This is a genomic window from Krasilnikovia sp. M28-CT-15 (assembly GCF_047159595.1).
In the GTDB taxonomy this organism is placed as follows: Bacteria; Actinomycetota; Actinomycetes; order Mycobacteriales; family Micromonosporaceae; genus Actinoplanes.
In genome coordinates, this window is the sequence record NZ_BAAGAK010000001.1 from 1,293,426 (window position 1) to 1,318,899 (window position 25,474).

Consider the following 25,474-nt stretch of genomic DNA (forward strand, 5'->3'; position numbering starts at 1 on the left):
ATAACGAGCGAACCAGGCTGAAGGAGGCGTGGGATTGACAACCGAGGCTTTCGAGCGGGTGTATCTCGACGGGACGGGTTTCGACCGAATCACCGAGGCTGAGGTCGTCGCGGTCGTCCGGGACGCGCTGGCGTGCGGCCACGGCGGCCGGATCATCACCCCGAACATCGACATCCTGCGGGCGGCCCGGGCGAATCCGGGCCTGCGGGCGTTCGTCGACGACGCCGACCTGGTCGTGGCGGACGGCATGCCGCTGGTGTGGGCCAGCCGCCTGACCGGGATGCCGCTGCCCGAGCGGGTCGCCGGCAGCAGCCTCGTCTGGTCCCTGTCGGAGGGTCTCGGCCATGACGGCCGCTCGATCTTCGTGATCGGCGGGGCGCCCGGCGCGGACGAGCTGCCCGACGGCGCCACCCGTGCCGCGGACCGGCTCGCCGCCGCCTGCCCCGGCCTGCGCATCGGCGGCACCCTGTGCCCCGAGTTCGGCTTCGAACACGACGAGACCCGGTACGCGCAGTTCTGCACGAAGGTGATCGACGCGCAGCCGGATCTTGTCCTGGTCGGCCTGGGCTTCCCCAAGCAGGAGCAGGTCATCTCCCGGCTGCGCCCCGACCTGCCACAGACCTGGTTCGTGGGGTGCGGTGCCGCGGTCAACTTCGTGGCCGGGGACGTCCGGCGGGCCCCGCGCTGGATGCAGCGCACCGGCCTCGAGTGGGCCCACCGGCTGGGCACCGAGCCACGCCGTCTGGCCCGCCGCTACCTGCGCCAGGGCGCCCCGTACGCGCTGCGTTTGCTGGCCGCGTCCGCCCGCCGCTAGCCAGACGCGCTGGTAAATGGTGGCTCCGCTGCATGCGCAGGCGTTGCCTGCGTACCTTTGCCGCTCGCCGTCCGGGCAGGGTGTAACAGGGCGAGGAAAGCAATGAGGCCCCACTCGGCGCATTGCCGAGCGGGGCCTTGATTGCACGGGGCTACAGGTCGAATTCGCCGTCCTTGACGCCGCCGACGAAGGCTACCCACTCGGCCCGGGTGTAGACGTGGGGGTTCTTGCTCCGGTCCTTGGTGTCCCGAACGTAGATGGCGTCATTGGTGATGGCCACCTCGACGCAGTTGCCGGAGCCACCAGTTCGGGTGCTGACCTTCCAGGGAAGGCTGTCGTACGGCTCGCTCATGTGAAGTCCTTCCGCTTTGCGGTGATCAACTTGCGGGTGTCGGCGGGGCTGATCGCCCGAGCGATCAGGTGCTCGAAGTTAGCGCGATGCAAGCCCACCTCCTCGGGTTTTTCCACGAACAGGGAGCCGGTCAAGGTCTCGATGTAGACAAGGGACGGGTCCGGATCCGGGAACTCCATCAGGATGAACGAGCCCATCGACGCCGGATGTGCGCCCGTGGAGAACGGGACCACCTGCAGGACGACGCGCTTGCTGTCCTCCTCCAGGAGTCGGTCGAGCTGTGCGCGCATGACCTCGGGTCCGCCCACGGCGTGATGCAAGGCGGCCTCGTCGAGCACCATCCACAGCTTCGTTTCCTTGCCGGCGAGCACCTCCTGCCGTCGTGCACGGACCTCTGCGCGCCGTGCAACGTCGTTCTCGTCCAGCGCGGGGTGCACGCCCCTGATCAGTGCACGTGCATAGTCGGGCGTTTGCAGGAGGCCAGGAACGAATGCGGTCTCCGCGCCGATCAGGCGCGCGGCGTCGGCCTCGAAGCTGATGTAGGTCTGGTAGTCCTCGGGCAGGGCCTCCTCGAACGGGGTCAGCCAGTTCAGCTCGTTCGACTTGGCCAGCAGTTCGACATAGCGGGCCTGTTCCTCGGCGTGGGTAATCCCGTAGAGGTCAAGCAGGCTGAGCACGGTCCGGCGGAGCGGGCGGTTGCGTGCGGTCTCCATGCGCCACAGGGATGACGGGTCCATTCGCACGCGGTCGGCTGCCTCCTCCCGGGAGAGCCCCGCCCGCTCGCGTGCGCGGATCATCTCCTGGGCGAGACGCCGTAGCCGCACCGTAGGGGGCTTGCGTGCAGGCACCTCTTGCATCCCTTCACTCCTGTCCGCCAAGTGTGCACGCCCCGCCGCGCAGTGCATACGCGAGGGCCCGTGTATGCAAAGTCGAGCGTGCAATCTTGCATGCCCGTTTCGGTACGTGCAGGATAGCCAACGTACGGATTCCGCGGTTTCGATCTTGATTCGTGCAGAACCACAGTCGTGTCCGGATTGGGGGAGGCTGCGATGCACTACCCGCGTGCACGATCGCGATGGCAGTTCTGGGTTCGACGGCAGTGCGCCGTCTGCGGCCTGCCGTGGAAATGTGATGAGGCTGTGCGCCAGGACGTGCGTGCACGATTTGCACCAGGCGATCGCACGGCGACCTGGCAGCGGCTTCCCACCCAGGCGTGGCCGCAGGTCGGCCGACCCGGTGCACTCACCCCGGCCCAGGATTACCGAGCGAACGGCGGCAAGTGGTGACCGCCGTCCGGGAGCTGACACACACGCCGCTCCTCCCGAGCTACGACTGTTCGTGCTGCGGCGCGCCCTGGCCATGCGGACCCGCCAAGGTCGAGCTGTTCGAGGAGATGCGGCTCAACCGGATCCACGTGGTGCTTTACCTCGGCGCGCACCTCCGAGGCGCCCTCGACGAAGCGATCAGTGACCACGATTGGTCACACGTCGACAACCTGTACGAGCGCTTCGTCGGCTGGACGAAGCGGCCGCCCACCCAACCGGACGCCACCCGTTGACGGCCGACCTCGCCCGCGAGCGTGGGCCGCCGGACCTTCTAGACTCTCCACACTCTGAACAGGCGGAAGGATCGGAGCGCACCACCATGAAGCTGCCCGAGGTCCTCGACGTCATCGAGGCGCTGCTCATCGCCAGTGAGCACCCGGACATCGTTACTGTCGAGCGATACGGCGCCGGGTCCGAACCATGGGGGCCCACGGAGGCGACCTCAAAGGCCCGGACGATCACCGGCGTACGCGTGAGGTACCAGTCGACGGCGACGGCAAGCCTGTTCGGCGCTGTCCAACCCTCCGAACGCCCCGTCCCCATGCCAGACCAGGTGCCGCCCCCGGACCGCCGGGCGGTGCGACTGCCGATCTTCACGGTCCAGCTCCTGGACTTCGTGCGCCCGCAGCCATTCAGCTCCTGGCAGCTCGTGTCCTTCCTCGACGTCGGCCTTGAGCCGGAACGAGGGCAGGCGCCCGCTGGCGTGAGCCTTGTCTGCGCGGATGGCACCAAGATGCTCCTCCGATGCACGTCAACCGGCCCTGTCCAGGGCCAGGAGCCATCGGAGGAGCCCTTCCCTGATTGGGTGATCCCGGAAGGCGTCAAGTCATGGCAAGGAATTACAGCAACTGCTCCACCTGCGGAGCGACGGTAAGCGTCCCACCCGGCTCCTCCTGCCCTCCGCACCAACCACCCGGCGACCGCGCCCGATGCCCCGGCTCGGGCCAGCCGACGAGGTAGCCCCGCCAGCCAATGAACCGGCCGGGGCAGGGATCAGGCGACTGAATCGCAGACCGCCAGCCTTGCCTCGGCCCGGTTCACCCCACTCCCGGTGCCCGGCACCGCGGATGCCGGCGTAACCCGCGCCTAGGAGCTGAATCGGATCATGACCGCCCACCCCGCGGCCGAGGAGCCGCCGCGAGCCCGGGAAATGAAGGTCTATCGCCGCTACTTCGACCTGCTGGCCACCGGCCGCAAGACCATCGAGGTCCGGGTCCAGTATCCGAACCTCCGCAACCTTGCACCCGGCCAGCTCATCCGCTTCGTCTGCGGCCGGGATGAGGCCCTTACCAGAATCAAGCGGGTGGCGCGCTACGAGTCGTTCGAGCACATGCTCGACGCCGAAGGCCCCGCCAACGTCAACCCCGACAGTCCACGCCATCAGCAACTTGCCAACATTCGCCGAATCTACGGGCCGGAGAAGGAAGCTCTCGGCGTCCTTGCCATCGAGATTGAGCTGGTTCGCCCCCATGCGACGCGACGCGATGCCGGCCAGTGGCCGACGCGCGAACGCCCAATAACAGTACATCCGTACTGTTAACGGAGGCATCAGCGCCGGATTGTCGACGCCGACCATCCCGGGGTCGACCGTGAGGTGATCGAGCCGTTCGGGCTCGGCGGCTGGGGCTGGGGCGTGCTGCGCCTGCACGACGTGTCCGTCGACCCGGCCACCGCGCTACTCGGCAAGCCCGGATCCGGTCTGGCGATCTTCCATCAGCACTTCGCCGGCTTCCGGCCGCTGGTCACCGCGACCGCTCTGGGCGCGGCCGCCAGCGTGCACGGCTTGGTCGCCGGCGCGCTCGCCGCTCGCCGTGACGTCGGGATACTGCCCCGTGTCCGCGACAACGCGCTGATCACTCTGGGACGTACCCGCGCCGAGATCACTGCCGACCTGCTCGCCGCGCTGACCGCCAGCCGACTCGCCGCCGCCGGCCACCCCGACGCAAGCCTGCTCGCCCGGCTCGGCAAGGCCACCGGCGTCCACACCGCCATCCAGGCGGTCGCCGACCTGGCGCCGCTGATCGGGGCGACCGGGGTTCCGGCGCGACCATCCCGTCGCCAAGGCCCGCGCCGACCTGACCGGGCTGCTCTACGCCGATGGAATCCACGACAGCCTGTACCGCTCCGGCGGCATCGCCCTGCTCGCCCACGCCGCTATCGGGACACCGGCGCCCGCCATGGCGGCCGCTTCCTGAGAGCTACACCGACGACGGGCGCCGCGGCCGGGCATGGCTGCGGCGCCTGCGCACGTCACGGGGGATCAAGCTACGAAGAAGCCGTTTTCCAGATAATGCTATCCACCGGCCACGCCGGCCACGGCCTCGCCAACCTTTCTCTTCCGGGTGAGGATGACGCCCGTTCACGAGGCACTGCCGCACGGAGACCAATAACAGTACGCCCGTACTGTTAATGGGTATGATCTCGGTATGGCATTCACGTTCGCGCGGTTGCACCACGTCCAGCTGGCCATCCCGCCCGGCGGGGAGGACGTCGCCCGGCGGTTCTACGGCGCCGTCCTCGGCATGACCGAGCTGGCCAAGCCGCCCGTGCTGGCCGCGCGCGGCGGCTGCTGGTTCGCCGGTGGCGGATGGGAACTCCACCTCGGCGTCGAGGAGGCGTTCGTGCCCGCCCGCAAGGCGCACCCGGGCGTCCTCGTGGACGACATCGACGCGCTGGCCGCCACGCTCACGGCGGCCGGGGAGACGGTCGACTGGGACCCCCACTTCCCGGGCCACCGGCGGCTGTACACCCACGACGGGCACGGCAACCGGCTGGAGTTCCTCCAGCCGCTCCCGGCCTGAGCACGTTCGGTCAGCCCGGATTCTGCGAGCGTTTCCGGGCCCGCGGCGGGTTGAACCAGCGGTCTCGAGCCAGCGCCTCGAACGCCTTGAACGCGGCCGGGTCGCCGGTCAGCTGGAACTGCTGGTTCGGGCCGTTGCCCTCCGGGTCGGACTCGAAGTACGCGACCGCCTTGATCTGCGGGTTCGCCTTGAACGTCCGGGCCGCGTCGCGAAGCCACGCCGCCCGCCCCGCCGAACCCCACGCCCTGGCGACCCCGAACTCGCCCACGACGATCGGCTTGTGGCGCTGCGCGGCCCACCGCAGGAACGGGCCCATCAGCGCGCCGATCGGCTGGAACAGGTTGCCCGCGTACACGTCCACGCAGGTCCAGTCGACCTGGTCGTCGCCCGGATAGAACGCCGGGGCCTCGCCCCGGGCGAAGCCCTCCGCGGTCGGGCACCACACCCAGGACACGTTGGTCACGTGCTCGGCCGCGAAGACGGCCCGGACGTGCTTCCACGCGGCCACGAAGTCCTGCGGGCTCCACATCTGGGCGCGCAGGTTGGGCCGGTCCATCTCCCAGCGCATCCGCAGCAGCACCGGCCGCTTGAGCGCCCGGATCGACTGCGCCTGATGCCGGATCAGCTGGTCGTGGTAACCCGCCACGATGGACCGGGTGTCTCCGGTCGCCCAGCTGACCATCAGCGACGAGCCCTGCCGGACGAACTGCCGGTCCGCCTTGGTGCCGACCATCTCGTCGAACCGCCGGTACGTGTTGATGATGTCGAGCCGCCGGCCCAGGCCGTTCTCCAGGCCGTCCACGGCGTCGAGACGGCCGCCGTGGCTGAACTCCGCCGGCTTGATCCAGGCGCCGACGTACGCCCCGGTGGCCGGGGCGGCGAACGGGCCCGACTCGAACGGCCCCGGATCGACCGCGATCGCGGTCGGCGGGCTGGTCAGATCGGGCGCCGGGGTGGGCTCCGGCTCGGCCCGCCGGCTCCACGAACAGCCGGCGAGCGCGAGCACCAAGACGATGAGCAGGGCGGTGAGGGGTCTGGGCACGGAGCTACTTCTTCCGCCGCGCGGTGTACAGCACGTTCACCGCGAAACGGCCGGCGCCGGGGACCCGCCGCAGGAGCGCGTCGGCGGCCCGGGCCACCCGCCGCTCGTGCAGCGACGGGGTCAGCATGGAGAAGCCGCGCCGCCGCACCACCTCGAAGCCGTGCCGGTCGAGCAGCGCCGCCACCTGCGCATGCGACAGCTCGGCGAACCACCGGTCACCCCGGTGCCGGCGTGCCCGCAGGTGCCGCACCGAGCCGGTGTTGCCGTGGTTCTCCACCACCAGCACGCCGTCCGCGCGGGTCGGCAGGGCCTTGGCGGCGAACGCCAGCGCCCGCTCCCGTACCTCGTCGTCCACGTTGAGCAGCAGCCGGAACATGGTCACGATCGCGGGGCCGTCGGTGACCACCGGGTCCGGCACCGGTCCGTCCGCCGCCACCAGATGCCACTGGGCGTGCGAGCCGACCTCGGCCGCCTTCACCATCATCTCGGCCGACGTGTCGTACCCGTGGGCCTCGCGGACCAGCCCGTGCAGGGTCCGGATCGCCCGGCCGGTGCCGCAGGCGAAGTCGTGCTGCACCGGCCGGTTCGGGCCGAACTCCCGGACCACCATGGCCCGCACGTACGCACCCTGCCGCTCGTTGATCTGCGACGCGTAGCTGTCCGGCGCGTACGTGACGTGCTCGTATTTCTCGACCGCGTCGGTGTCCTGGAACACCTGGCTGTAGTCCGTGCTCAACTGTCCTCCTCGGTGACGGGTTTGCGGCGGGTGAAGGCGTCGAGGGCGAGCGGGCGGCGCAGGAGCCAGGCGCCCGCGCCGAAGGCCGGCACGGCCAACCCCAGCGCCAGCACCAGGCCGGGTGCGCCGGTCCCGGCCGCCGCGGTGACCAGCCGGGGGAGTACGCCGAAGCAGGCCACCGACAGCGCCGCCGCAGCGCACGTCCCGGCCCCGAACGGGTGCAGCCGGGCCACCCGGCCCACCTGGACCAGCGGCAACAGGTTGTTGGCGAGGATCGCGCAGCCCAGCCCGATCGCGGCGCCCAGCGCGCCGTAGCGGGGGATGAGCAGCACGTCGAGGCTGATCGTGACGGCCAGCGCGACCAGGACGTTGTAGAGGTTCCACGAGGTGCGCCCGGCCATCGCCAGCACCATGTCGACCATGCCGCAGCCGGTGGCGACCAGCGTCGCGCAGGCCAGCACGACCACCACCGGCGCCCCCGCGCGGTAGCCGTCGCCGAACAGCGCCAGGTACAGCGGGGCGAACAGGATCACCAGCAGGCTGATCGGCCAGGTGATCAACACCAGCCAGCCGGTCGCGGTGCGGTACAGGTGGTTGGCGGTGTCCGTGTCGCCGGTGGCCAGCGCCTCCGCCAGGCGGGGCTGCACCGACTGGGAGATGCCCTGGTTGGCGAACTGGATGAGCACCACGAAACGGCCCGCGACCGCGTACACGGCGGCCGCGGCCAGCCCGCCCAGCGCGGCGACCAGCAGCACGTCCACCCGTTGCAGGGCGAGCTGGGCGACACTGGCCAGCGCCCGGGGCCCGGTGAAGAACCAGAAGTCGCGGCGCAGGGCCCGCCGTTCGGCCCGCGGCACCGGCACCGCCACGGTGGGCTTCCCGGCCCGGTAGATGCGCCGCAGCCCGAGCCCGGCCAGCACCGCCACCGGCACGTACGGCGCCGCCCATGCGGTCGCGAACATCGGCAGGCTGGCGGCCCCCCACAGCGCCGCCACCCCGGCCGCGCCGACCAGCACGAGTTGCAGCCCGCTGCGCAGCATCCGGTCCAGCAGCACGGTCGGGCGCATCGCCCGGTAGCCGCGGGTCGCGGTCAGCAGCGCGTCCGTGAGCGCCTGCAACGGCAGGAACACCGCCAGCACCCGCAGCCCAGCCGTGTGCTGGGCCAGCACCTGCGGGGTGTCCTCGGCGGTGACCCGGGCGATCGCGGGCGCCGCCAGCCACATGCCCACCGCCAGCACGACCGCCAGCGCGGCCACCGGCACCAGGCCGGTACGCAGGCAGGTGCCCAGCAGGTGTGCCCGCCCACCCGCGCGCAGCCGCGCCGGCCAGTACACCAGCCCGGTCTGGGTGCCCAGCTTGGCGAGCCCGCCGACCAGCACGAACGCGGCGGTGGCGGCGAAGAACGCGCCCGCCTGCTCGGCGCCGAGCGCCCGCGCCACGATCCAGGTGACCCCGACGCCGGTGCCCCCCGCGACCGCGGAGCCGACGATTCCCGCCATCCCGCCCCGGGCAACGCCCCGGGTCCCCGCCCCGGCCGCGCGCGGCTCCAGGGGTGGGGCCGGGGCGGCGGTGCGGGTCATCGGTGGCGCCAGACCGGGGTCCGGCCGAGCCAGGTGATCAGCGCCTCGTCGTGCGGGGCGAAGTGGGCGGTCAGGTCCCGGCGCAGCACCGGATCCATGTCGGACGTGCGCGGGCGCGCGTTGTGCTTCTCGTACAGCGGGTTCGCCAGCCCCACCGGCAGGCCGAGGAAGTCGAGGACCTCGTCGTACACCTGCTCCGGCTCGGTGAAGAAACGTTCGCTCTCCACCACGTGGATCCGCTCCCGGCCCAGGTGCCGGGCCATCGCGCCCAGGTAGCGGGCGTACTCGCCGCGGGCCCGGTACGCGTGGTGCTGGTGGGCGAAGCTGTAGTAGCGCGGGTCGTCGGCCAGCCGCTCCTCCTGCCGGTGCAGCCGGGCCGGTTCCAGCGCCAGCGCCGCCCCGAAGTCGCGTTCGGACTCGAAGCCGCGGGCCACCTCGTGCGCGTGCTGCGAGTACGCCCGCTCCACCGGATCACGCACCAGCACGAGGATCTTCACCCCGGGCAGGTCGGCGGCGATCCGGGCCGCCGCCTGCGGGTGGTACATGTAGTACGGGCTGGACTCGAACGTCTGGCCGGGCACGCCGTACTTGGCGCGGACCCGCTCGTCGTGGCGGTGCTGGGGGAAGTGGCCGCGGTACCACGCCATGCCCCGGTCGTAGCCGGTGTCGAAGTAGTGCACCCCCTTGTGCAGCACCGCCTTGAGCACCACGGGGTGCGCGGCCAGCGCCCGGTACAGCGAGGTGGTGCCGCAGCGCTGGCCGCCGCAGATGAGGAACGACGGGGTCATCCGGGTCGTCGCGGTGAGCCGCCCGTACGAGCGGGAGCCGAGGTGTACCACCCGTTTCACCGGCGATGGAACCTTGCGTACGTCCATGTCAGAGCTCCTCCACCCGGCGGATCAGCACCGGGAGCAGCCAGGTCCCGAGCACGCCCAGCCGGGCGCCGGCCTCGGCCTGGCGGTCGGTCAGGTATCGGGTGGCCAGGTCGACGAGGTACAGCAGCGCGGTCAGTTCGCGTACCTCGGAGGCCAGACCGAACGGGGCCAGCAGCTCCCCGGCGCGGCGCACGGTCGCGTCCACCGCCCCGGCGGCGTCGCCGTCGGCCTGGATACGCCGCTGCAGCTCGTAGTGCACCGCGTCGAAGCCCACCGGCACCCCGGTGGCGAACCGTTCCCAGTCCCACACCAGCAGCGCGTCGGTCAGGTTCGCCATGTTCCACGGCGCCCAGTCGCCGTGCCACGCGCCGAAGCGCAGCATCGTGCCGCCGGCCCGCCCGGCCAGCAGGTCGGCCGCGGTGGCCAGGGCCCGGCCCTCCGCCCGGTCGGCCACGGCGGCCAGGCGGGCCCGCACCTCACCCCAGTACGCGCTGCCGGTCAGGGTGGCGGTGAAGTACCCGCAGCACCCGGCGACGTCGAGCATCGCGGCGGCCAGCCGGCGCGGGCTCAGCGGCGCGCGGGGCAGCCACACCGGCAGCGCGGACTGCACCAGCACCTGCAGCCCCCGCCACTGCCCGGCGTGCAGCACCCGGGGCACGGTCAGCTTGCTCAGTCCCGCGACGCCGAGCGCCACCAGCGCGTTGGTCTCCTCCCGGACCAGGCGCTGGGTGAGCGGGCCGGTGCCGAGCTTGCCGAAGCCGAACGTCTCCCCGGCCGGGCTGATCAACTGCAACACCGGCTTGCGGTTGGCCCGGGCGGGCCCGATGTGGATGCTCACCGACAACTCGCGGCCGAGCGCCTCCCGCAGGTGACCGTCGATGCTCTCCTCGACCGGCCCGGTCACCCGGATCCGGTCGCGCAGCAACAGCCCGGACGCGCCGGTGCGCAGCGCGGCGACCACCGCCTCCCGCTTGAGCCGGGCGGCGCGCGACTGCGGCTCCGCGTACCGGCGGACGGCGGCGGCCGCGACCTTCCGCGCGGTCGGCACGAGCAGCCGCGGGCGGCGCGCGTCCGGGACGACCACGTACTCGGTGATGGTTTCGCCGGTGGCGCGGCCGTGGTGGGCCGCGCACGGCGGTGGGTAGAGCAAGCCGAGCACCTCGGTCAGGTACTGGGCGCGCAGTGCTGCGTCCCCGGCGGTCAACTCCGCCGGGGCTGTCTTGACTGGACTCATGGTCGCCCCTCTGTCTCGTTGCGCCACAGCAGCGCGTAGGCCAGGAAGATGAAGGCCAGAGGGGTGACGAGCGCGTTGTACCAGAGCATGGCGGAGAACGACGTGACGATCGCGGCGCTGCCGGCGATGCCGATCGCGGTGCGGTCGCGCCGGAAGCGCCACAGCCCGTACGTGAAGAAGCCGAGGTAGCCGAGCGTGCCGACGGCGCCGTGCGAGTACAGCACCTGCCAGAGCTGGCCGTTGCCGCCGACGGTGAAGTTGCCGCAACGGCCGCAGTCGGCGCGCTCGCCGACGGTGATGGAGTTGCGGCCGCCGGCCGTGTTGCGGGTGCCGCCGTACCCGATGACGGGTGAGTCGACGAAGCCGTCCAGGGCCCGCTCGACGAGGAACGAGCGCACCCCGTTGGACTTGCCGTTGTCGAGGCGGGCCTCGACGACGTCGCCGAGCGGGGTGGCCACCAGCGCGATGATCAGCCCGACCGCGGCCACCGCCACGGCGCCGAGGATCCACAGCCGACCGGCCAGCACGAAGCGCAGCGCCACGTACGCGGCCAGCACGCCGAGCCCGATCCACAGGCCGCGGTTCAGGGAGAAGATCGCGGGCAGCAGGGACAGCGCGAGGACGACCACCGCGAACACCCGGTCCCGCAGTCCGCGCGCGGGCTGGGCGAACATCGCGACCACGAACCAGCCGATGAGCAGGCAGAAGTTGTTGCCCCAGGTGTTGGTGTAGCCCCACGGCGCCGCGGGGCGGGGCCGGTCACCCCCGACCAGGTTCATGATCTGCGCGGCGTACGGGTGCACGAGCGACTGCACGAAGCCGTTCGCGCGGATGTCGTCCGGCAGGAGCCACTCGACCGGCGAGGTGAACTGGAACCGCCCCGCCAGCATGCCGAGCAGCCCGCCCGCGACCGTGACGACGAACAGGCCGCCGAGCAGCCGGACCAGGCGGCTGCGGGGCAGTTCCGCGTCGGTGAGGTTGCCCGCGTAGAGCAGCAGGACGGTCAGCGACAGGTACATGCCGAGTTTGAACAACGCCGCCAGCAGGCGGCTGGTGCCACGGTCGGCGACCGTGCCCGCCGGGTCGGCGCCCAGTGCCGCGAGACTGATCACGACGGCGGCGAGGAACAGCACCCACCAGAGCGCGCCCGGGGGCAGCCGCAGCCGCCGCCCGGCCGCCCGGCGCCGTACCAGCAGCACCGTCATCGGCACCGCCAGCACCGGGAAGATCAGCACGCCGAGGCCGAGCGCCCACCACAGCGGATATGCGGCGAGCAGGGCGGCGACGGGCCAGGCGGGCAGGCGTACCGGCCGTGCGGGGGTGGTGCCGTGCGCGGGGCCGGTGCCGCGGCCGACGACCAGCGTCACCGGTCGTCGCTCGGCGCGCCGTCAGCGGTGTCGGCGTCCGGGGAGGCCGCGGCGGTTGCCCCGGGCTTCAGGTCGATGATCGCGGTGGCCTCGTGGTCCGAGCCGAGGCGCGGCCGGATCTGGGCGCCGGTGGGGCCGAGGTCGATCGGGCGTTCCCGGGTCGCGGACGGCCCGACCTTGCCGATTCCCCCGGCGGGAATGACCGGCACGGCGGGACCGGCCGCACCGGGCTTGCCGGTGGGCAGGCGCAGCTGCTGGGTCTTGTCGGCGTCCAGCACGACGGTCTCGTCGGGCCGGGGCTGGGTGCGCTCGGCGCCGGCCGCGGCCGCGGCCGGGCTGAGCGTCACCACCGGCATGTTGGCCTCGTCGGAGCGCAGCCCGGACAGCCGCGGCAGGACCACCGCGCCGAGCAGCGGGGTGCCGACCCGGTGCAGCTGCTCCGCGGCGTCGAGCAGGGCGGCGCGCCGGGCGCGGCGCAGCTCGACCGCGAGGATGGCGGCGTCGGCGAGGCTGGCCAGGCTCTGCGCGTCCGCGCTGCTGTTGGTCGAGGGCGCTTCGATGACCACGTACCCGGCCTGGCGGCGCAGCGTCTCCAGGGTGTCGCGCAGCCGCTGCGACTGCATGAGCCCGGCCGCGGTGGCCGCCCCACCCGTGGTGATCACCCGCAGGGACGGGATGCGCGGGGTGCGCTGCATCGCCCGGGCCAGGGTGATCCGCCCGGCCAGCAGATCGGACAGGCCCGGGATGGCGGAGACCCCGAGCATCCGGGCCAGCGGGGCGGCCTCCACGACGCTGTCCGGCAGGTGGGCCCCCACCAGCACGACATCGCTTCCGGTACGGGCCAGCGCGGCCGCCAGGTTCGCGGCGACCAGGGTGGACGCCGACCCCCGGCTGGCCCCGGTCACCACGATGACCTGGTCGCCGGGGCGCAGGCTGGCCAGCACCTCGTTGCGCAGCCGGTTGAACACCCGTCCGCCCGGCCCGTACGGCTGGAGCACGTCGTCGAAGTGCGGGGTGGTCCGCTCGTCCAACGCGGCCAGGACGGGAATGCGCGCGCGGTCGCGGACGTCGGCCGCGGTGCGCAGCCGTCCGTCGACGCGCTCCCGCAGGAACGCCAGGGCCAGGCCGAGCAGCAGCCCGATCATCGCCCCGGTGCCCACCGTGAGCATCCGGTTGGGGCTGGACGGCTCGTCCGGCTCGCGGGCGTCGCTGATGATGCTGCCCGCGCCGACCGTGGTGGTGGTGAGCTCGTTGAGCCGCGCGGACAGGTTGTTCAGCTGGTTCTGCGTGTTGCTGCGCAGGCTCTCCAGGTTGCCGCGCAGGGAGCTGCCGGCCTGGGACGCGGCCAGCCTCGAGTTGAGCGTCGAGATGTTCTCGTTGAGCTGCTTGATCTTTGTGGCCAGGGACTTGATCTGCTCATTGAGGCTGGACTGCGCGGTCTCCTGCCGGTTACGCAGGTACGCCTCGGCGAACGCGTGGGAGCCGGCCTGGGCGCCCTTCGGAGTGTCCGCCTTGTACTGGATCACCAGCACCGTGGTGTTGGCGGGCACCTCGACGGAAACGGACCGGGCCAGGTCGACCGGCGACTGCGAGGTGCGCAGCAGCTCCGCGGCCCGGGTCGCCACCGCCCCGGAGCCGACGAGCTGGGCCTCGGTGTCGAGGTTGATGGTGGCCTTCGTCCGCCCGCCCTGCGCGTTGGTGTCCTGATCCACCGACTGTACGAGGACCGAGGTGCTGGACTCGTACACCTTGGGCAGGACGGCGGTGACCCCCGCGCCCGCGCCGATCCCGAGGCCGGTTGCGGCGAGCACGACCCACCAGTGCCGGCGGAACACGCCCAGGTAGTGCGAGAGGTCGGCGGACACCGGACGAGTCGCTTCCATCGGTTCGGCGGCCCTTTCGCAGGTGAGTGAGAGTTGACGGCATTCGGGTGGTTATCCCCTGAGGGGTAAACGGCCGGTACGCCGGTCAGTAACTGCTCACGCGCGCCGAGAAATGATCTATCCGTGTTTAGGCTCCACCCAGCCGTTCTCCATCAGGTGTGCCATGACCAGCTCAACCGCCTCCGGAACGGTGATCTCGGTGGTGTCCAGCACCAGCTCCGCGTCGGTCGGTTCCTCGTACGGGTCGTCGATGCCGGTCATGCCGCGCAGCTGCCCGGCGCGGGCGCGGGCGTACAGGCCCTTGCGGTCGCGCTGCTCGCAGACCTCGAGCGGGGTGGCCACGTGGACGAGGACGAAGCCGGCCCCGGCCAGCGCGGCCATCTCGCGCGCCGCGGCGCGGGCCGCCGCGTACGGTGCGATCGGGCAGGCCACGGCCATGCCCCGGTGCCGGGCGATCTCGGCGGCCACCCAGCCGATGCGGCGCACGTTGGCGTCCCGGTCGGCGCGGCTGAAGCCCAGCCCCGCGGAGAGTTCCCGGCGTACCACGTCGCCGTCCAAAAGGGTGATGGTGCGGTCGCCGCTCTCGCGCATGTGGTCGGCGAGGCCACGGGCGACGGTCGACTTGCCGGAGCCGGAGAAGCCGGTGAAGAACACCACCAGGCCGCGGTGGCGGCGCGGCGGGCGGACCCGGACCAGTTCCTTGGCGACCGCGGGCGGGGTGTGCCACTCGGGCAGCGGGAAGCCGCGGTCGAGCAGGTCGGCGATCTCGGGCGGGGTGAGGGCGAGCCGCCGGTTGCGCGGCGGGATGTCCTCGCGCCAGCGCCACTGCCCGTCCCGGTTGTCGTAGGCCAGGTCGCGGGGGACGAGCACGCGCAGGCCCGCGCCGGAGAGCATCTCGCCGGTGGAGAGCACGTGAGTCACGCCGTACGCTCCGGCGACCCGGGCCCGCAGCAGCGCGTCGCGCATCTCGTCGCCGCGCGGCAGCAGCGGCACCGCCACGATCGTGGCGGGTGGCATCCGGTCGCGGGCGGCGAAGACCGCGCGGACCAGCGCCTCGGGCGGCAGCCCGTCGGGGCCGGGGCCACTCACCGGGATCATGATCAGCAGATGGGCGGCCAGGGTGCGGGCGGCGTGCGCGATCTGGGCGAGCTGCGGGCGGTGCAGCGGCCGGTCCGCGATGACCCCGAGGACCCGGCCCGGCGGCAGCAGCGTGCGTACCTCCTCCGGGGTACGGCGCAGCCGCTGGAACGGCCCATGCCCGCCGTCGCCGAGCCGCTGGACGGAGCCGCCGACGCCCCACTGCCCGCCGGTGTTCGCCCACGCGTCGGTGACCTCCAGCGCGGCGACCGGCGCGCCCTCGGGGTCGGTGAGCACGATGGTGCGGCCGCCCGGGTTGCCGAGGTCGAGGCCCTGGGCCACCTCGGCGGGCACCTCCAGGGTCACCGCGACCGGCCACGGTGTCCCGTCGGCCAGTCGTCCCCGGCGCGTCAGCGACGCGAGGTCGGCGCGGCCGAGGAAGCCGGTCAGCGGCGTGTACGCCCCGGAGAGCAGCAGCTCGAGGTCTGCCAGTTCGTGCGGGCGCGGCGTGTACGACGGCGCGTCACGCAGGACGTCCTCGGGCAGCATCGAACCGTTCACCGTTCTTCCCCCTGGAGCCGACTAGGGGACAGTTTCGCAGCCGCGATCCCGCGGGTCGAGCGGGGCTGTCCGGGTAGGAAGGGCGCGACCCGAACAGCCGAATAATCGGACGGTAGTCGACAAAACGGACTTCAGGTCCGATACTCGGCGATCGTGATACGCCGTCCCCGGTTCCTGTACCTCACCGGCCTGACCACCGCCTTCGCGCTGTCGGTCACCACCACGCTCGCCTGGGCCTGGACCGGCGGGGTCCAGCAGATTGGACTCCCGTTCGAGGCCCTCGGCGACCCGACCGTCGCCGGACCCGGCGTGGCCTGGTCGCCCGCGGCCGAGCCGGTGCTGCCCGGACCGGGCGAGTCCACGATGCCCGGCACCACCCGGGCCCGCACCGGCGGGGCAGCCGGGGCCGCCGCCGCACCGGCCACCTCCCGCGGCCCCCGCACCAAGGCAGGGACCTCGGCCGCCGCCGGCACCGGCGCGCCCGCGCCGCGCCCGGCCGGTGGCGGGAGCTGCCGCGTGGGCGCCAAGCTGGTGCCGACCTGCGGGGTGCTCTGGGGTGTGGCGCCCGGCGCGTTCACCGACGTCCCCGGCGCCACGGCGCTCGCGTCCTTCGAACGCAAGACCGGGCGTCACCAGGACATCTACCACGCGTACCACCAGGGGATCGTGCAGCTGTTCCCCACCCCGGCGGAGATCGCCATCGCCCGCCAACCCGGGCGGGAGCGGCTGCTGCTGATCAACTGGAAGAAGCCGTACAAGACCTCGTGGGCGCAGATCGCCAAGGGGGACCGGGCCACCGACGCGTTCCTCGACCGGCTCGCCGCGCACATCAAGGCGACGTTCCCGGAGCGGTTCTACTTCACGGTGCACCACGAGGGTGAGGACAACGTCCGGCCCCGGGCCGGCTCGGGGTACACCGCAAAGGACTACGCCGCGATGTACCGGCACGTCGTGCAGCGGCTGCGCGCCCACGGGGTGACCAACCTCGTCACGGTGCTCGTGCACATGGCGTACGTGCCGCACACCACCTGGTTCGACGACATGTACCCCGGCGACGACGTGGTCGACTGGATCGGCATGGACTCGTACTCCTACAGCGACCCCGGCTACGGCCACGGCGACCTCACCGAGATGCTGAACCGCCAGTCCTCGGCCCGCCCCACCTGGCCCGGCTTCTACGCCTGGGCCACCCGCAAACATCCCAGCAAGCCGCTGATGGTCGCCGAATGGGGCGTGTGGGCCTCCAGTCGCAACCCCGGTTACCAGGCCGCGTTCTTCCGGGAGGTGGGCATGCAGATCAGGCGTTTCCCCCGGATCCGCGCGATGGTGTACTTCGAGACCCCGCACAACCAGGACAAGCGGGACTCCCGGGTGGACGCGAACCCGTCCGCGCTGGCGGCGTACCGGCAGCTCGGGCAGCTACCGGTGTTCCAGGTCAACACCGGGCGGTCCTAGCCCGGCGCGCCGAGCGCCGAAATCGACGGGGCCGCGCGCGGCGCCGGGCTCTGGTAGCGTGCTGCCCTTCCCAACGGCGACGGGCGGGGCTGGTCAGGGACATGGCGGAGTTCTTTCAGGTCGAGCTGGACACGCTCGCCCGGTACGTCGCGACCCTCAAGCAGGCGCAGCAGCAGCTCGCCGACCTGCCGAAGCTGCTGTCCGGCAACGACACGCAGCTCGGCAACGGCAAGCTCAACGACGCGGCCGGGGACTTCCAGCACAGCTGGGAGTACGGCGCGAAGCAGCTCGGCGAGCTGGTAGCCGAGACCACGGATGCGGTCCGCGAGGTGCACCAGGCGTACACCGGGACGGACCAGGCGGTGTCCGACGCCGTGCGCACGCTGAAGCAGCCGCTCGACATCATCGACCAGGCTGGTGCCCAGCTCAACCACGCCCGCGGCTAGCACGTCAGGAGCTTGGCAGATGGCACCCCCTGATCGGATCCGGCCGGATTCCGCCCTGGCGACAGAGCCGGATCTGGCTGCGGCACTCGACGCCGAGCTGCGTGCGCTCGAGGCCGTGGCGGCGTCCGGCGACAAACGCGACAAGCTGGCCCTGGCCAACGCGCTCGACACGTGGTCCCTGCTGGCGTCGCTGCCGTGGCAGCGACTGAACTACCGGTGGGGTCGCTGGCAGGCGGAGCAGACCGGGTGGAAGGCGTTGATCTCGTTCGAGGCATGGGAGTCGTACCACTGGCAGCACGACGACGACCGGTTCCAGGTGATCGATCCGCACAGCGGGCAGCGGCTGGGCGAGTTCTACGCACAGTCTCAACTGCGCAAGTTCGACGGCAAGGTGTACGAGCGGCCTGAGGCCATCATGCAGCCGGGCGGCACGCTCGAGTTCGCCGGCAACCCGGCGACGATCGGCGTCTACCGGCCACCCGGCGGCGGGGCCGACTCCATCCGGTTCACCTGGAATCCCTGGCTGAACAACGGGGTGCTGCGGGACGGGATCGCGGCGTTGCGCTCAGGTAGCGCCGACTCGTTGCCTCCGCCGTACCAGTTCGTTGATCTCGACCTGCTGGACAAATACCGCATCTGGTGTATCGACCAGCCGGACAAGCCGGGGACAAAGGCGCCGTTCGCGTCAGAGGCGCGGCTGTACCGGCCCGGCGGCCCGCCGCGATTCGGCAGATCCCGCTGAACCACGGGAAGGGGATTACCTCAATGGGGGCAAGCACCGCGTACCCGAATTTGGGTTTTGATCCGTGTCCGGGGTCGGTGGACAGCGTGTCGGCGCTGCAGCAGCGGATCAGCACCGCGGCGACGTCGATGCAGCAGGCGAACGACCTGATGAACCAGCTGCGCAACGACAACTCGGCGGTGTGGCGGGGTTCGGCCGGTGACGCGTTCCGGCAGCACCTGAACTCCACGCTGATCGAGGACCTGAGCAAGGCCAACCAGTCGCTGAACCAGGCGGTGACCACGCTGCGCGGCTGGGGGACCGCCCTTGGCGATTACCGGCGGCGCGCGGCAGCCCTGGAGCAGGAGGCTGCGCAGGCCACCCAGCGGCTGGCGGCGGCCCAGTCCCGGCAGCAGCAGGCGGCCGACAACCCTGACCTGCGGCTCGCCGGACAGTATTTCGACACCGAAACCGAGCTGCAGAGCGCGCAGCGGCGGCTGGACTCCGCGACGCTGACGTTGCGCAACGCGAACAACGACCTGAACGCCGCCGACGACGAACTGGAGAGAATCCGCAAGAAGGCTCGCGACCTGCAGGACGAGTGGGACGAGACGTCCAGCCGGGCGGCGGATGAGCTGAAGCACGCGGCCGAGTTCGCGCCGCACAAGCCGGGCCTGCTGAGCCGGATCGGGAACAGCATCTCGCACGGGGTGTCCGCGGTCGGCGACTGGGTGTCCGAGCACCTCGACGACATCCACTCCGTGCTGAGCACCGTCTCGGCGGTCTCCGGTCTGATCGCCCTGTGCACGCCGCCCCCGATCGACGCGATCGCACTCGGCGTCTCCCTGGTCGCCGGGGCCGGAGCGCTGGCCACCAGCCTCGCCGACCCGAAGGTCCGCGGCGACCTCGGCGAGATCCTGCACGGCGGCTTCTCCGGCAACTGGGGCTCACTGATTCAGGTCGGCGGCGACGTGATCGGCCTGGTGCCGGGGGTCGGCGTGGCAACCAAGTCGGTCAAGGCGGGCAGTGAGCTGTTCGCCGAGGGCGCCCGCGGTTTCCCGACGATCGTCGAGATCGGCAGCAGCGTGGCGCACGATCCTGGCTGGGTGATGAAGCAGGTCGCCAAGGTCCCGAAGATGGGTGAGGCCCTGGAATCCATCAGGGTGCTCGAGCCGAATGCGAGACATCTCGACGGCGCCATCGCAGATGGGCTGAACTTCGTCAACAAGTCGGTCGGTTCGGCGAAGAAGACGGTCACCACGGCCTGGGACGGGGTGACCGGTGGCGGCGATGACTGAGAACCCGGTCTGGCTGTCCATCCCCGACGGGTACGCCGAACTCCCGCTGGAAGACGTCCCCGAGACGATCGACGTCACCCGCCGCCTGATCGACGAACTCGGCACCACGGACCAGCGGCAGGCGGGCGACGTCGTGCTCGACTCGCTCTCCACCTACCTGGAGGCGCTCGCTCGGCGCCGGGCCGTCTACTGCGGCGTCGGCCGCCACCGCTCCGTGCTCAACGACCAGCTGATCACGTCGTCGCTGGTGGTGACCGTGCTGGACTTCCCGGGCGAGCGCAACCCCCGGCTCGTGCTGCGCGACCTGCTGATCGGCAAGGCGCGGGCGCGGGAGACCGGCAACGCCGACATCGTCGACCTGCCGAACGGACCGGTCGCCTTCGTCGAGCACACGCTGAGCCTGCCCGGTCCGGCGATCCCGGGCCAGCACGTCCTCGCCGCGGGTACGGAGGTGCCGGTGTGGCAGCTGGAGGCGTTCGTGCCGTCCCCAGCGGGTGACCGGCTGGTGACGATCGAGGCGTCCACCCCGTTCGCCGAGCACGGCCCGCAGTACCGGGCCATGGTGGTCGCGATGGCCGCCGGGGTCGCCTTCGTGCCGCCGCCCGAGGCTGATCCGCTGGACGCGCTGCTCGGGTGACACCGCGCCTTACGGGGTTTCACCTGATCCACTGGGAGCCGCCAGTCCCTACGCTGTGCCGGTGAGCCTCATCGCAACCCAAGGGTTGACCAAGACGTACGGTCCGGTGACCGCGCTCGCCGACCTGACCGTGGCTGTCGAACCCGGCGTCATCGGGCTGGTCGGCGCGAACGGCGCCGGCAAGTCCACCTTCATCAAGATCATGCTGGGTCTGCTCGCGCCGACCAGCGGCAGCGTGCGGGTCTTCGACCTCGATCCGACCCGCGACACCGACCGGGTCCGCGCCCGGGTCGGCTACATGCCGGAGCACGACTGCCTGCCCCCGGACCTGTCCGCGGCGGAGTTCGTCACCCACCTCGGCCGGATCAGCGGCCTGCCGCGCACCGCCGCCCGCGAACGCGCCTCCGAGGCGCTGCGCCACGTCGGGCTCTACGAGGAGCGGTACCGGCAGATCGGCGGCTACTCCACCGGCATGAAGCAGCGGGTCAAGCTGGCCCAGGCGCTGGTGCACGACCCCGACCTGCTGCTGCTGGACGAGCCCACCAACGGCCTCGACCCGGCCGGGCGCGACGCGATGCTCAACCTGGTGCACCGCATCGGCACCGAGTTCGGCATCTCCGTGGTGGTCTGCTCGCACCTGCTCGGCGAGGTGGAGCGCATCTGCGACTCGCTGATCGCCATCGAGGGCGGCCGGCTGCTGCGCGCCGACACCATCTCCGCGATGACCACGGCCAGCGACGTGCTGGCGGTCGAGGTCAGCGACGGTACGGAGGAGCTCGCCGCGGCGCTGACCGCCCTGGGCCTGCCGGTACGCCAGGACGGACGACTGCTGCTCGTACCCCTGGACACCGAGGACACGTACGACCGCATCCTGCGCTGCGTGGCCGACCTGGACCTGCCCCTGCACCGCCTCGACCAGCGGCGCCACCGCGTCGCCGAGCTCTTCGCCGCCAAGGAGACCGCCGATGTCTGAGGGCAGCGTCATCCACGACATCGGGTACCAGCGCTACACCGGTCCCCGGCACGGCCGCGGCCACGTGCTGGGCGCGATCTACGGGCACGGCCTGCGGACCGCGTTCGGCTTCGGTCGTACCGCCAAGGCGAAGATCTTCCCCTGGATGGTCGCCGGCATCGCGCTCATCGTCGCGATCATCCTCGCCGCCGTCCGCTCCCAGATCGGCCAGACGGTACTCAGCTACGCCGAGTTCGCGGACCGGATCAGCTGGCTGATCATCTTCTTCGTCGCGATCGTCGCGCCGGAACTGGTCTCCCGCGACCTGCACGCGGGGGTGCTGCCGCTGTACTTCAGCCGGCCGTTGCGCGCCGCCGACTACCTCGGGGCGAAGTTCGCCGCCCTGGTCTCCGCGGTGTGGCTGCTGCTCGGCGTACCCCAGTTCATCATGTTCCTGGGCGCCGCCTTCACCACGAAGGACGGATTCCGCGGGGTGTGGGACGAACTGGGCGACCTGCTCGGCGGGTGGGCGCACAGCGCGCTGTGGGCGCTGGTCTTCGCGTCCATCGCGCTGCTGATCGCGTCGCTCACCGGCAAGCGGGCGTTCGCCGCGGGCGGCATCGTCGCGGTCTTCCTCATGACCACCCCGGTCGTCGGCGTGCTGTCCATCCTGCCGTCGCGCACCGCCCAGGAGCTGGCCGGACTGGCCAGCCCCATGTCCCTGGTCACCGGCGTGGGCACCTGGCTGATCCCGTCCACCCGCGCCGGCCTCGACATCGGCCGCTTCGGCCCGGTGTACGCCATCGCGGCGGTCACCCTGATCGCCGCCTGCCTGCTGCTGCTACTGGCCCGCTACCGGAAGGTGGCCTCCCTGTGAGCACCATCGAGCTGCACAACGTCTCCCGCTGGTACGGCAACGTGGTCGCGGTCAACGACATCAGCATGACCCTCGACGCCGGGGTCACCGGCCTGCTCGGCCCCAACGGCGCGGGCAAGACCACCGTGCTGCACATGATGGCCGGTTTCCTGGCGCCGTCGCGTGGCACGGTCACGGTCGACGGTGCGCCGACCTGGCGCCACCCCGACGTGTACCGCAAACTCGGCCTGGTCAACGAGCGCGAAGCCGTGCACGGCTTCCTCACCGCGTGGGACTTCGTGCTGGCCAGCGCAAAGATGCACAGGCTGGCCGACCCGCGCGCCGCGGCCACCCGGGCCCTCGAACTGGTCGAGATGACCGACGCGCAGGACCGGCGGATCGAGACGTACTCCAAGGGCATGCGCCAGCGGACCCGGGTCGCCGCGGCGCTGGTCCACGAGCCGCAGGTGCTGCTGCTGGACGAGCCGTTCAACGGCATGGACCCGCGGCAGCGGATGCACATGATGGACCTGCTGCACACGCTCGGCGACCGCGGCCACACGATCCTGTTCAGCTCGCACATCCTGGAGGAGGTCGAGCAGGTCTCCGGCACGGTCCAGGTCATCGTGGCCGGGCGGCTGGCCGCGTCCGGCGACTACCGGCGGATCCGGCGGCTGATGACCAACCGGCCGCACCTGTTCGCGGTGCAGTCGTCCGACGACCGCCGCCTGGCGGTCGCGCTGATCGCGGAGAAGTCCGTCAGCGGCGTCGAGATCGACGCCAACGGCCTGAGCGTACGGGCGTCCGACTACGGCAGTTTCACCCGCGCGCTGCCGCGCATCGCCCTGGCCGAGGGGATCCGGCTGCGCCGCCTCCTGCCGTCCGACGAGTCCCTGGAGAGCGTCTTCTCCTACCTGCTGGAGGCGTGATGTCGACCGTTGCCTGGATCACCGCCCGCGGCCTGTTCGGGCGCCGCCGGGTCCTGCTCCTGCTGCCGCTGCCGGTGCTGCTGGTCGGCCTCGCCCTGCTGTGCCGGGCGTACGACCTGAATCCCCTGCACTGGGGCGAACCCGTCATCGTCGGCCTCGGGTTGGCCGTGATGCTGCCGGTCACCGCGCTCATCGTCGGCACCGGGGTGCTCGGCTCCGAGGTGGACGACGGCACGATCGTGCACATCCTGACGAAGCCGCTGCCGCGCCGCGAGATCGTGCTGGCCAAGTTCGGGGTGGCCGTCGCGGTCACCGTGGTGACCACGACCGTGCCGTTGTACCTCGCCGGTGCCCTCGCCGACTCGCCCGGCCTCGGGCTGGCGCTGGCCGCGGGGGCCGCGGTCGGCGGGTGCGCGTACACGGCGCTGTTTCTGATGATCAGCCTGCTCACCCGGCGCCCCGTGCTGCTCGGCCTGGTTTACATTCTGGTGTGGGAGGGTCTGCTCGCCCGCTTCGTCAGCGGCACCCGGGTGCTCTCCATCGAGCAGTACGTCATCACGGTCACCGACAAGATCACCCCGACCGACCTGCTCGACGCGAAGGTCGGCGTGCCCGCGGCGATCATCATGTCCGCGATCTTCGTGCTCGGCTGCACCCTGGCGGCGATCGACCGCCTGCGCAGCTTCAGCATGGCCGGTGAGACGAGTTGACCCTGTCCGCACGCACCGAAGAGGGGGATCAGCCGTGACAGCGCACGACCAGTACGCGAGTGTCCGCTACCTCGTCGACGACGTCCAGGCCGCCGTCGACTTCTACACCACCCATTTCGGCTTCACCGTGAACACCGATGCCGCGCCCGCGTTCGCGGACGTGGTGCGGGGCCCGCTGCGGCTGCTGCTGTCCGGGCCGGCCAGCTCCGGTGCCCGCGCCACCCCGGACGACGCCACCGAACCCGGCCGCAACCGCGTCCATCTGATCGTGGACGACCTGGACGCGGAGATCGAGCGGCTCGGCGGCGCGGGCCTGTCGTTCCGCAGCGAGGTGGTCGGCGGACCCGGTGGGCGGCAGATCCTGCTGGCCGATCCCGCCGGGAACCTCATCGAGATCTTCCAGCCCGGCGCTTCGGGCGCGCATCGTCCCTGACCCGGGGCTGGCCGGGGCTGGTCAGGGCGTACTAGCCTCGCGGGCCATGGCGGGCAGACAGGACGACACGTTGATCGAGACGATGCGCACGCCCGAATTCTGGCGTTGCTACGTGTTCGACGACGAGAACGGTTTCGACCTCGACGAGGAAAGCGAGCGGATCGCCGAGCTGATCGGCGACGACGTACGGCTGGGCATGCCGGCGCTGAGCCCGTGGCTGCTGCGCCTGCGGCTGTACTTCGACGTCAGCCTGTCCGAGCTGCGCCTGGAGTCGCTGAACAGCGACGAGATCGACGAGTGCGACGAGGACGAGTACGCGGCACTGGGCGAGGACTACGACACCCACCTGTTCTGGGAGCTGGGCCACTGGGACCAGGCCCGCTGGTCCCCGTGGTGCCTGCGCTGGGAGGAGCTGGGGGCCGTGGTCCGGGCCATGGCCGCCAAGCCTGACCGGCAGCAGGTCCCGCCGGAGCTGGCGATGCTGCTGCTGGCCCGCTTCGTCGGCCACGGGGTGGGCGACGAGGAGCGGCTGGCCGCCGGGCGGGGCATGGTCGCGGCCATGTTCACCCGCCTGGGCCTGTTCGAGGGGGCGGAGGCCGAACGCATCGCGGCGCGGCTGGTGCTGGCCGCGCCGGAGGATGACTACGCGTGGCGCCGTGACCCGGAGCGCGGCTGGGTCTTCGGGGGCGAGTACCCGTGCTACTCCAACCGCAATACCGAGCACGGCAGCTTTCCGTTCGCGCAATGGGCCGAATTCCGGGGGCTGCTCGGGGGCACCGACCAGGCGGGCGACGCCCAGCCACACCGCTGAAACCCTTCTGGGGGTGGCGGCATCAGGCGGCAACGTCGATGGACAGCTCTCGGGGGATACCGAACTCCTCGATGAGGCACGTCAGCGCCTCGCGGAGGTCGTCCAAGGCCGCTTCTTCGGTGTCGCCTTCGCCGTGCGCACCGAGGCCGGGACGCAACTGGGCGTGCACGCACCAGACCCCGTCCTCGTCCTGCTCGACGACGAACGGCACGGTAACCGTCCGTGATTCTGCCACGGACCAAAGATATCGGTCGTGGCTCGGGACGCGGGAGGTTCCTTGACCCCCGGGGCGACTGATTCCTCCGGGGTCATTGCCCGATCGACGTCAGCCGGTGCTGCGCATGTCGGCGGCGATGGCGTCGACCTTTGACTTCGATAAACGCCCAGGGGCGCAAGCCGCGGCAGCTGACGATGCCTCCCCTGGAGGTGCTCACTGGACGAGGAGGTAATTCGGAATCCTCGGCTGCCGATCTTCCCGCGGTTGATGGATGTCCTGGACGACTGCCTCGTCGGGGATGCTCGTGCGGGAGACACCTATGCCCTGCAAGCAGCTGTCGCACCAGAAGTGGGCGTAGCCGA

The 25,474-nt window shown here is 71.5% G+C and carries 28 protein-coding genes; 17 read left to right on the plus strand and 11 right to left on the minus strand.

The genetic code is table 11. From position 1 onward, the window contains the following. Positions 1 to 34: 34 nt before the first annotated feature. Positions 35 to 814, plus strand: a complete 780-nt coding sequence (locus ACMCNO_RS06215) for a WecB/TagA/CpsF family glycosyltransferase (RefSeq protein ID WP_412748443.1) — start codon at positions 35 to 37, stop codon at positions 812 to 814. A gap of 151 nt (positions 815 to 965) precedes the next feature. Here the strand turns inward: ACMCNO_RS06215 and ACMCNO_RS06220 are convergent, their stop codons facing one another. Both ACMCNO_RS06220 and ACMCNO_RS06225 read right to left on the minus strand, forming a co-directional pair. Beyond that, positions 966 to 1,166, minus strand: a complete 201-nt coding sequence (locus tag ACMCNO_RS06220) for a DUF397 domain-containing protein (protein WP_412748444.1) — start codon at positions 1,164 to 1,166, stop codon at positions 966 to 968. Then, positions 1,163 to 2,014, minus strand: coding sequence for a helix-turn-helix domain-containing protein (locus ACMCNO_RS06225; RefSeq protein ID WP_412748445.1), 852 nt, complete (start codon positions 2,012 to 2,014; stop codon positions 1,163 to 1,165). Before ACMCNO_RS06225 ends, ACMCNO_RS06220 begins: the two co-directional genes overlap by 4 nt. A gap of 434 nt (positions 2,015 to 2,448) precedes the next feature. On the opposite strand from ACMCNO_RS06225, the gene ACMCNO_RS06230 reads away from it, so the two are divergent. From ACMCNO_RS06230 to ACMCNO_RS06250, 5 genes are all read left to right on the plus strand, one after another. Next, positions 2,449 to 2,724, plus strand: a complete 276-nt coding sequence (locus ACMCNO_RS06230; RefSeq protein WP_412748446.1) for a hypothetical protein — start codon at positions 2,449 to 2,451, stop codon at positions 2,722 to 2,724. Between the two features lie 86 nt (positions 2,725 to 2,810). After that, complete coding sequence (locus ACMCNO_RS06235; RefSeq protein WP_412748447.1) at positions 2,811 to 3,365, plus strand: hypothetical protein; 555 nt, start codon at positions 2,811 to 2,813, stop codon at positions 3,363 to 3,365. Between the two features lie 231 nt (positions 3,366 to 3,596). Further along, complete coding sequence (locus ACMCNO_RS06240) at positions 3,597 to 4,031, plus strand: ASCH domain-containing protein (protein ID WP_412748448.1); 435 nt, start codon at positions 3,597 to 3,599, stop codon at positions 4,029 to 4,031. A 54-nt stretch (positions 4,032 to 4,085) separates the two neighbouring features. Continuing rightward, positions 4,086 to 4,901, plus strand: a complete 816-nt coding sequence (locus tag ACMCNO_RS06245) for an acyl-CoA dehydrogenase family protein (RefSeq protein WP_412748449.1) — start codon at positions 4,086 to 4,088, stop codon at positions 4,899 to 4,901. 16 nt (positions 4,902 to 4,917) lie between these two features. Continuing rightward, the gene (locus ACMCNO_RS06250; protein ID WP_412748450.1) at positions 4,918 to 5,292 is read left to right on the plus strand and encodes a glyoxalase; all 375 of its coding nucleotides are present in this window, start codon (positions 4,918 to 4,920) and stop codon (positions 5,290 to 5,292) included. A 10-nt stretch (positions 5,293 to 5,302) separates the two neighbouring features. Here the strand turns inward: ACMCNO_RS06250 and ACMCNO_RS06255 are convergent, their stop codons facing one another. From ACMCNO_RS06255 to cysC, 8 genes are all read right to left on the minus strand, one after another. Next, positions 5,303 to 6,334, minus strand: coding sequence for a glycosyl hydrolase (locus ACMCNO_RS06255; protein WP_412748451.1), 1,032 nt, complete (start codon positions 6,332 to 6,334; stop codon positions 5,303 to 5,305). A 4-nt stretch (positions 6,335 to 6,338) separates the two neighbouring features. Beyond that, positions 6,339 to 7,070 (minus strand): class I SAM-dependent methyltransferase, encoded by a 732-nt coding sequence (locus tag ACMCNO_RS06260; protein ID WP_412748452.1) that lies wholly within the window; start codon positions 7,068 to 7,070, stop codon positions 6,339 to 6,341. Beyond that, the gene (locus ACMCNO_RS06265; protein WP_412748453.1) at positions 7,067 to 8,650 is read right to left on the minus strand and encodes a lipopolysaccharide biosynthesis protein; all 1,584 of its coding nucleotides are present in this window, start codon (positions 8,648 to 8,650) and stop codon (positions 7,067 to 7,069) included. Before ACMCNO_RS06265 ends, ACMCNO_RS06260 begins: the two co-directional genes overlap by 4 nt. Further along, positions 8,647 to 9,525 carry a sulfotransferase gene (locus ACMCNO_RS06270; RefSeq protein WP_412748454.1) on the minus strand — a complete coding sequence of 293 codons (879 nt, stop codon included), beginning with the start codon at positions 9,523 to 9,525 and terminating at the stop codon, positions 8,647 to 8,649. The genes ACMCNO_RS06265 and ACMCNO_RS06270 overlap by 4 nt, the downstream gene beginning before the upstream one ends. A gap of 1 nt (position 9,526) precedes the next feature. Next, positions 9,527 to 10,759 (minus strand): hypothetical protein, encoded by a 1,233-nt coding sequence (locus ACMCNO_RS06275; protein ID WP_412748455.1) that lies wholly within the window; start codon positions 10,757 to 10,759, stop codon positions 9,527 to 9,529. Continuing rightward, complete coding sequence (locus ACMCNO_RS06280) at positions 10,756 to 12,126, minus strand: O-antigen ligase family protein (RefSeq protein ID WP_412748456.1); 1,371 nt, start codon at positions 12,124 to 12,126, stop codon at positions 10,756 to 10,758. The genes ACMCNO_RS06275 and ACMCNO_RS06280 overlap by 4 nt, the downstream gene beginning before the upstream one ends. Then, positions 12,123 to 13,991: a Wzz/FepE/Etk N-terminal domain-containing protein gene (locus tag ACMCNO_RS06285; protein WP_412748457.1), complete on the minus strand. Its 1,869-nt coding sequence runs from the start codon at positions 13,989 to 13,991 to the stop codon at positions 12,123 to 12,125. Before ACMCNO_RS06285 ends, ACMCNO_RS06280 begins: the two co-directional genes overlap by 4 nt. Before the next feature lie 135 nt (positions 13,992 to 14,126). Next, the gene (gene cysC, locus ACMCNO_RS06290; RefSeq protein WP_412753635.1) at positions 14,127 to 15,635 is read right to left on the minus strand and encodes an adenylyl-sulfate kinase; all 1,509 of its coding nucleotides are present in this window, start codon (positions 15,633 to 15,635) and stop codon (positions 14,127 to 14,129) included. Between the two features lie 165 nt (positions 15,636 to 15,800). Here cysC and ACMCNO_RS06295 point away from each other — a divergent pair, with 165 nt between their 5' ends. From ACMCNO_RS06295 to ACMCNO_RS06345, 11 genes are all read left to right on the plus strand, one after another. Next, entirely contained in the window at positions 15,801 to 17,102 is a 1,302-nt protein-coding gene (locus ACMCNO_RS06295) for a glycoside hydrolase family 26 protein (RefSeq protein WP_412748458.1), read from the plus strand. 101 nt (positions 17,103 to 17,203) lie between these two features. Next, entirely contained in the window at positions 17,204 to 17,548 is a 345-nt protein-coding gene (locus ACMCNO_RS06300) for a hypothetical protein (RefSeq protein ID WP_412748459.1), read from the plus strand. A 19-nt stretch (positions 17,549 to 17,567) separates the two neighbouring features. Beyond that, positions 17,568 to 18,290 carry a hypothetical protein gene (locus tag ACMCNO_RS06305; protein ID WP_412748460.1) on the plus strand — a complete coding sequence of 241 codons (723 nt, stop codon included), beginning with the start codon at positions 17,568 to 17,570 and terminating at the stop codon, positions 18,288 to 18,290. 86 nt (positions 18,291 to 18,376) lie between these two features. Beyond that, positions 18,377 to 19,567 (plus strand): hypothetical protein, encoded by a 1,191-nt coding sequence (locus ACMCNO_RS06310; protein ID WP_412748461.1) that lies wholly within the window; start codon positions 18,377 to 18,379, stop codon positions 19,565 to 19,567. Further along, complete coding sequence (locus tag ACMCNO_RS06315) at positions 19,560 to 20,204, plus strand: hypothetical protein (protein WP_412748462.1); 645 nt, start codon at positions 19,560 to 19,562, stop codon at positions 20,202 to 20,204. Before ACMCNO_RS06310 ends, ACMCNO_RS06315 begins: the two co-directional genes overlap by 8 nt. Before the next feature lie 61 nt (positions 20,205 to 20,265). After that, positions 20,266 to 21,177: an ABC transporter ATP-binding protein gene (locus tag ACMCNO_RS06320; protein ID WP_412748463.1), complete on the plus strand. Its 912-nt coding sequence runs from the start codon at positions 20,266 to 20,268 to the stop codon at positions 21,175 to 21,177. Beyond that, positions 21,170 to 22,033: an ABC transporter permease gene (locus ACMCNO_RS06325; RefSeq protein WP_412748464.1), complete on the plus strand. Its 864-nt coding sequence runs from the start codon at positions 21,170 to 21,172 to the stop codon at positions 22,031 to 22,033. Before ACMCNO_RS06320 ends, ACMCNO_RS06325 begins: the two co-directional genes overlap by 8 nt. Further along, complete coding sequence (locus tag ACMCNO_RS06330; protein WP_412748465.1) at positions 22,030 to 22,941, plus strand: ABC transporter ATP-binding protein; 912 nt, start codon at positions 22,030 to 22,032, stop codon at positions 22,939 to 22,941. The genes ACMCNO_RS06325 and ACMCNO_RS06330 overlap by 4 nt, the downstream gene beginning before the upstream one ends. Beyond that, positions 22,941 to 23,651 carry an ABC transporter permease subunit gene (locus ACMCNO_RS06335; RefSeq protein WP_412748466.1) on the plus strand — a complete coding sequence of 237 codons (711 nt, stop codon included), beginning with the start codon at positions 22,941 to 22,943 and terminating at the stop codon, positions 23,649 to 23,651. Before ACMCNO_RS06330 ends, ACMCNO_RS06335 begins: the two co-directional genes overlap by 1 nt. A gap of 34 nt (positions 23,652 to 23,685) precedes the next feature. Beyond that, on the plus strand, positions 23,686 to 24,084 hold the full coding sequence (locus ACMCNO_RS06340) for a VOC family protein (RefSeq protein ID WP_412748467.1): 399 nt from the start codon (positions 23,686 to 23,688) through the stop codon (positions 24,082 to 24,084). A gap of 46 nt (positions 24,085 to 24,130) precedes the next feature. Continuing rightward, on the plus strand, positions 24,131 to 24,895 hold the full coding sequence (locus tag ACMCNO_RS06345; protein WP_412748468.1) for a hypothetical protein: 765 nt from the start codon (positions 24,131 to 24,133) through the stop codon (positions 24,893 to 24,895). Between the two features lie 22 nt (positions 24,896 to 24,917). Here the strand turns inward: ACMCNO_RS06345 and ACMCNO_RS06350 are convergent, their stop codons facing one another. Next, positions 24,918 to 25,130 carry a type II toxin-antitoxin system HicB family antitoxin gene (locus ACMCNO_RS06350; protein WP_412748469.1) on the minus strand — a complete coding sequence of 71 codons (213 nt, stop codon included), beginning with the start codon at positions 25,128 to 25,130 and terminating at the stop codon, positions 24,918 to 24,920. Between the last annotated feature and the right edge of the window lie 344 nt (positions 25,131 to 25,474).

Excerpts from the sequence above, each read along its gene's own strand:
- ACMCNO_RS06220 (WP_412748444.1), bottom strand. The coding sequence starts at position 1,166 with ATGAGCGAGCCGTACGACAGCCTTCCCTGGAAGGTCAGCACCCGAACT.
- ACMCNO_RS06235 (WP_412748447.1), top strand. The coding sequence starts at position 2,811 with ATGAAGCTGCCCGAGGTCCTCGACGTCATCGAGGCGCTGCTCATCGCC.
- ACMCNO_RS06240 (WP_412748448.1), top strand. The coding sequence starts at position 3,597 with ATGACCGCCCACCCCGCGGCCGAGGAGCCGCCGCGAGCCCGGGAAATG.
- ACMCNO_RS06250 (WP_412748450.1), top strand. The coding sequence starts at position 4,918 with ATGGCATTCACGTTCGCGCGGTTGCACCACGTCCAGCTGGCCATCCCG.
- ACMCNO_RS06265 (WP_412748453.1), bottom strand. The coding sequence starts at position 8,650 with ATGACCCGCACCGCCGCCCCGGCCCCACCCCTGGAGCCGCGCGCGGCC.
- ACMCNO_RS06270 (WP_412748454.1), bottom strand. The coding sequence starts at position 9,525 with ATGGACGTACGCAAGGTTCCATCGCCGGTGAAACGGGTGGTACACCTC.
- ACMCNO_RS06275 (WP_412748455.1), bottom strand. The coding sequence starts at position 10,759 with ATGAGTCCAGTCAAGACAGCCCCGGCGGAGTTGACCGCCGGGGACGCA.
- cysC (WP_412753635.1), bottom strand. The coding sequence starts at position 15,635 with ATGCTGCCCGAGGACGTCCTGCGTGACGCGCCGTCGTACACGCCGCGC.
- ACMCNO_RS06300 (WP_412748459.1), top strand. The coding sequence starts at position 17,204 with ATGGCGGAGTTCTTTCAGGTCGAGCTGGACACGCTCGCCCGGTACGTC.
- ACMCNO_RS06305 (WP_412748460.1), top strand. The coding sequence starts at position 17,568 with ATGGCACCCCCTGATCGGATCCGGCCGGATTCCGCCCTGGCGACAGAG.
- ACMCNO_RS06315 (WP_412748462.1), top strand. The coding sequence starts at position 19,560 with ATGACTGAGAACCCGGTCTGGCTGTCCATCCCCGACGGGTACGCCGAA.
- ACMCNO_RS06325 (WP_412748464.1), top strand. The coding sequence starts at position 21,170 with ATGTCTGAGGGCAGCGTCATCCACGACATCGGGTACCAGCGCTACACC.
- ACMCNO_RS06335 (WP_412748466.1), top strand. The coding sequence starts at position 22,941 with ATGTCGACCGTTGCCTGGATCACCGCCCGCGGCCTGTTCGGGCGCCGC.
- ACMCNO_RS06345 (WP_412748468.1), top strand. The coding sequence starts at position 24,131 with ATGGCGGGCAGACAGGACGACACGTTGATCGAGACGATGCGCACGCCC.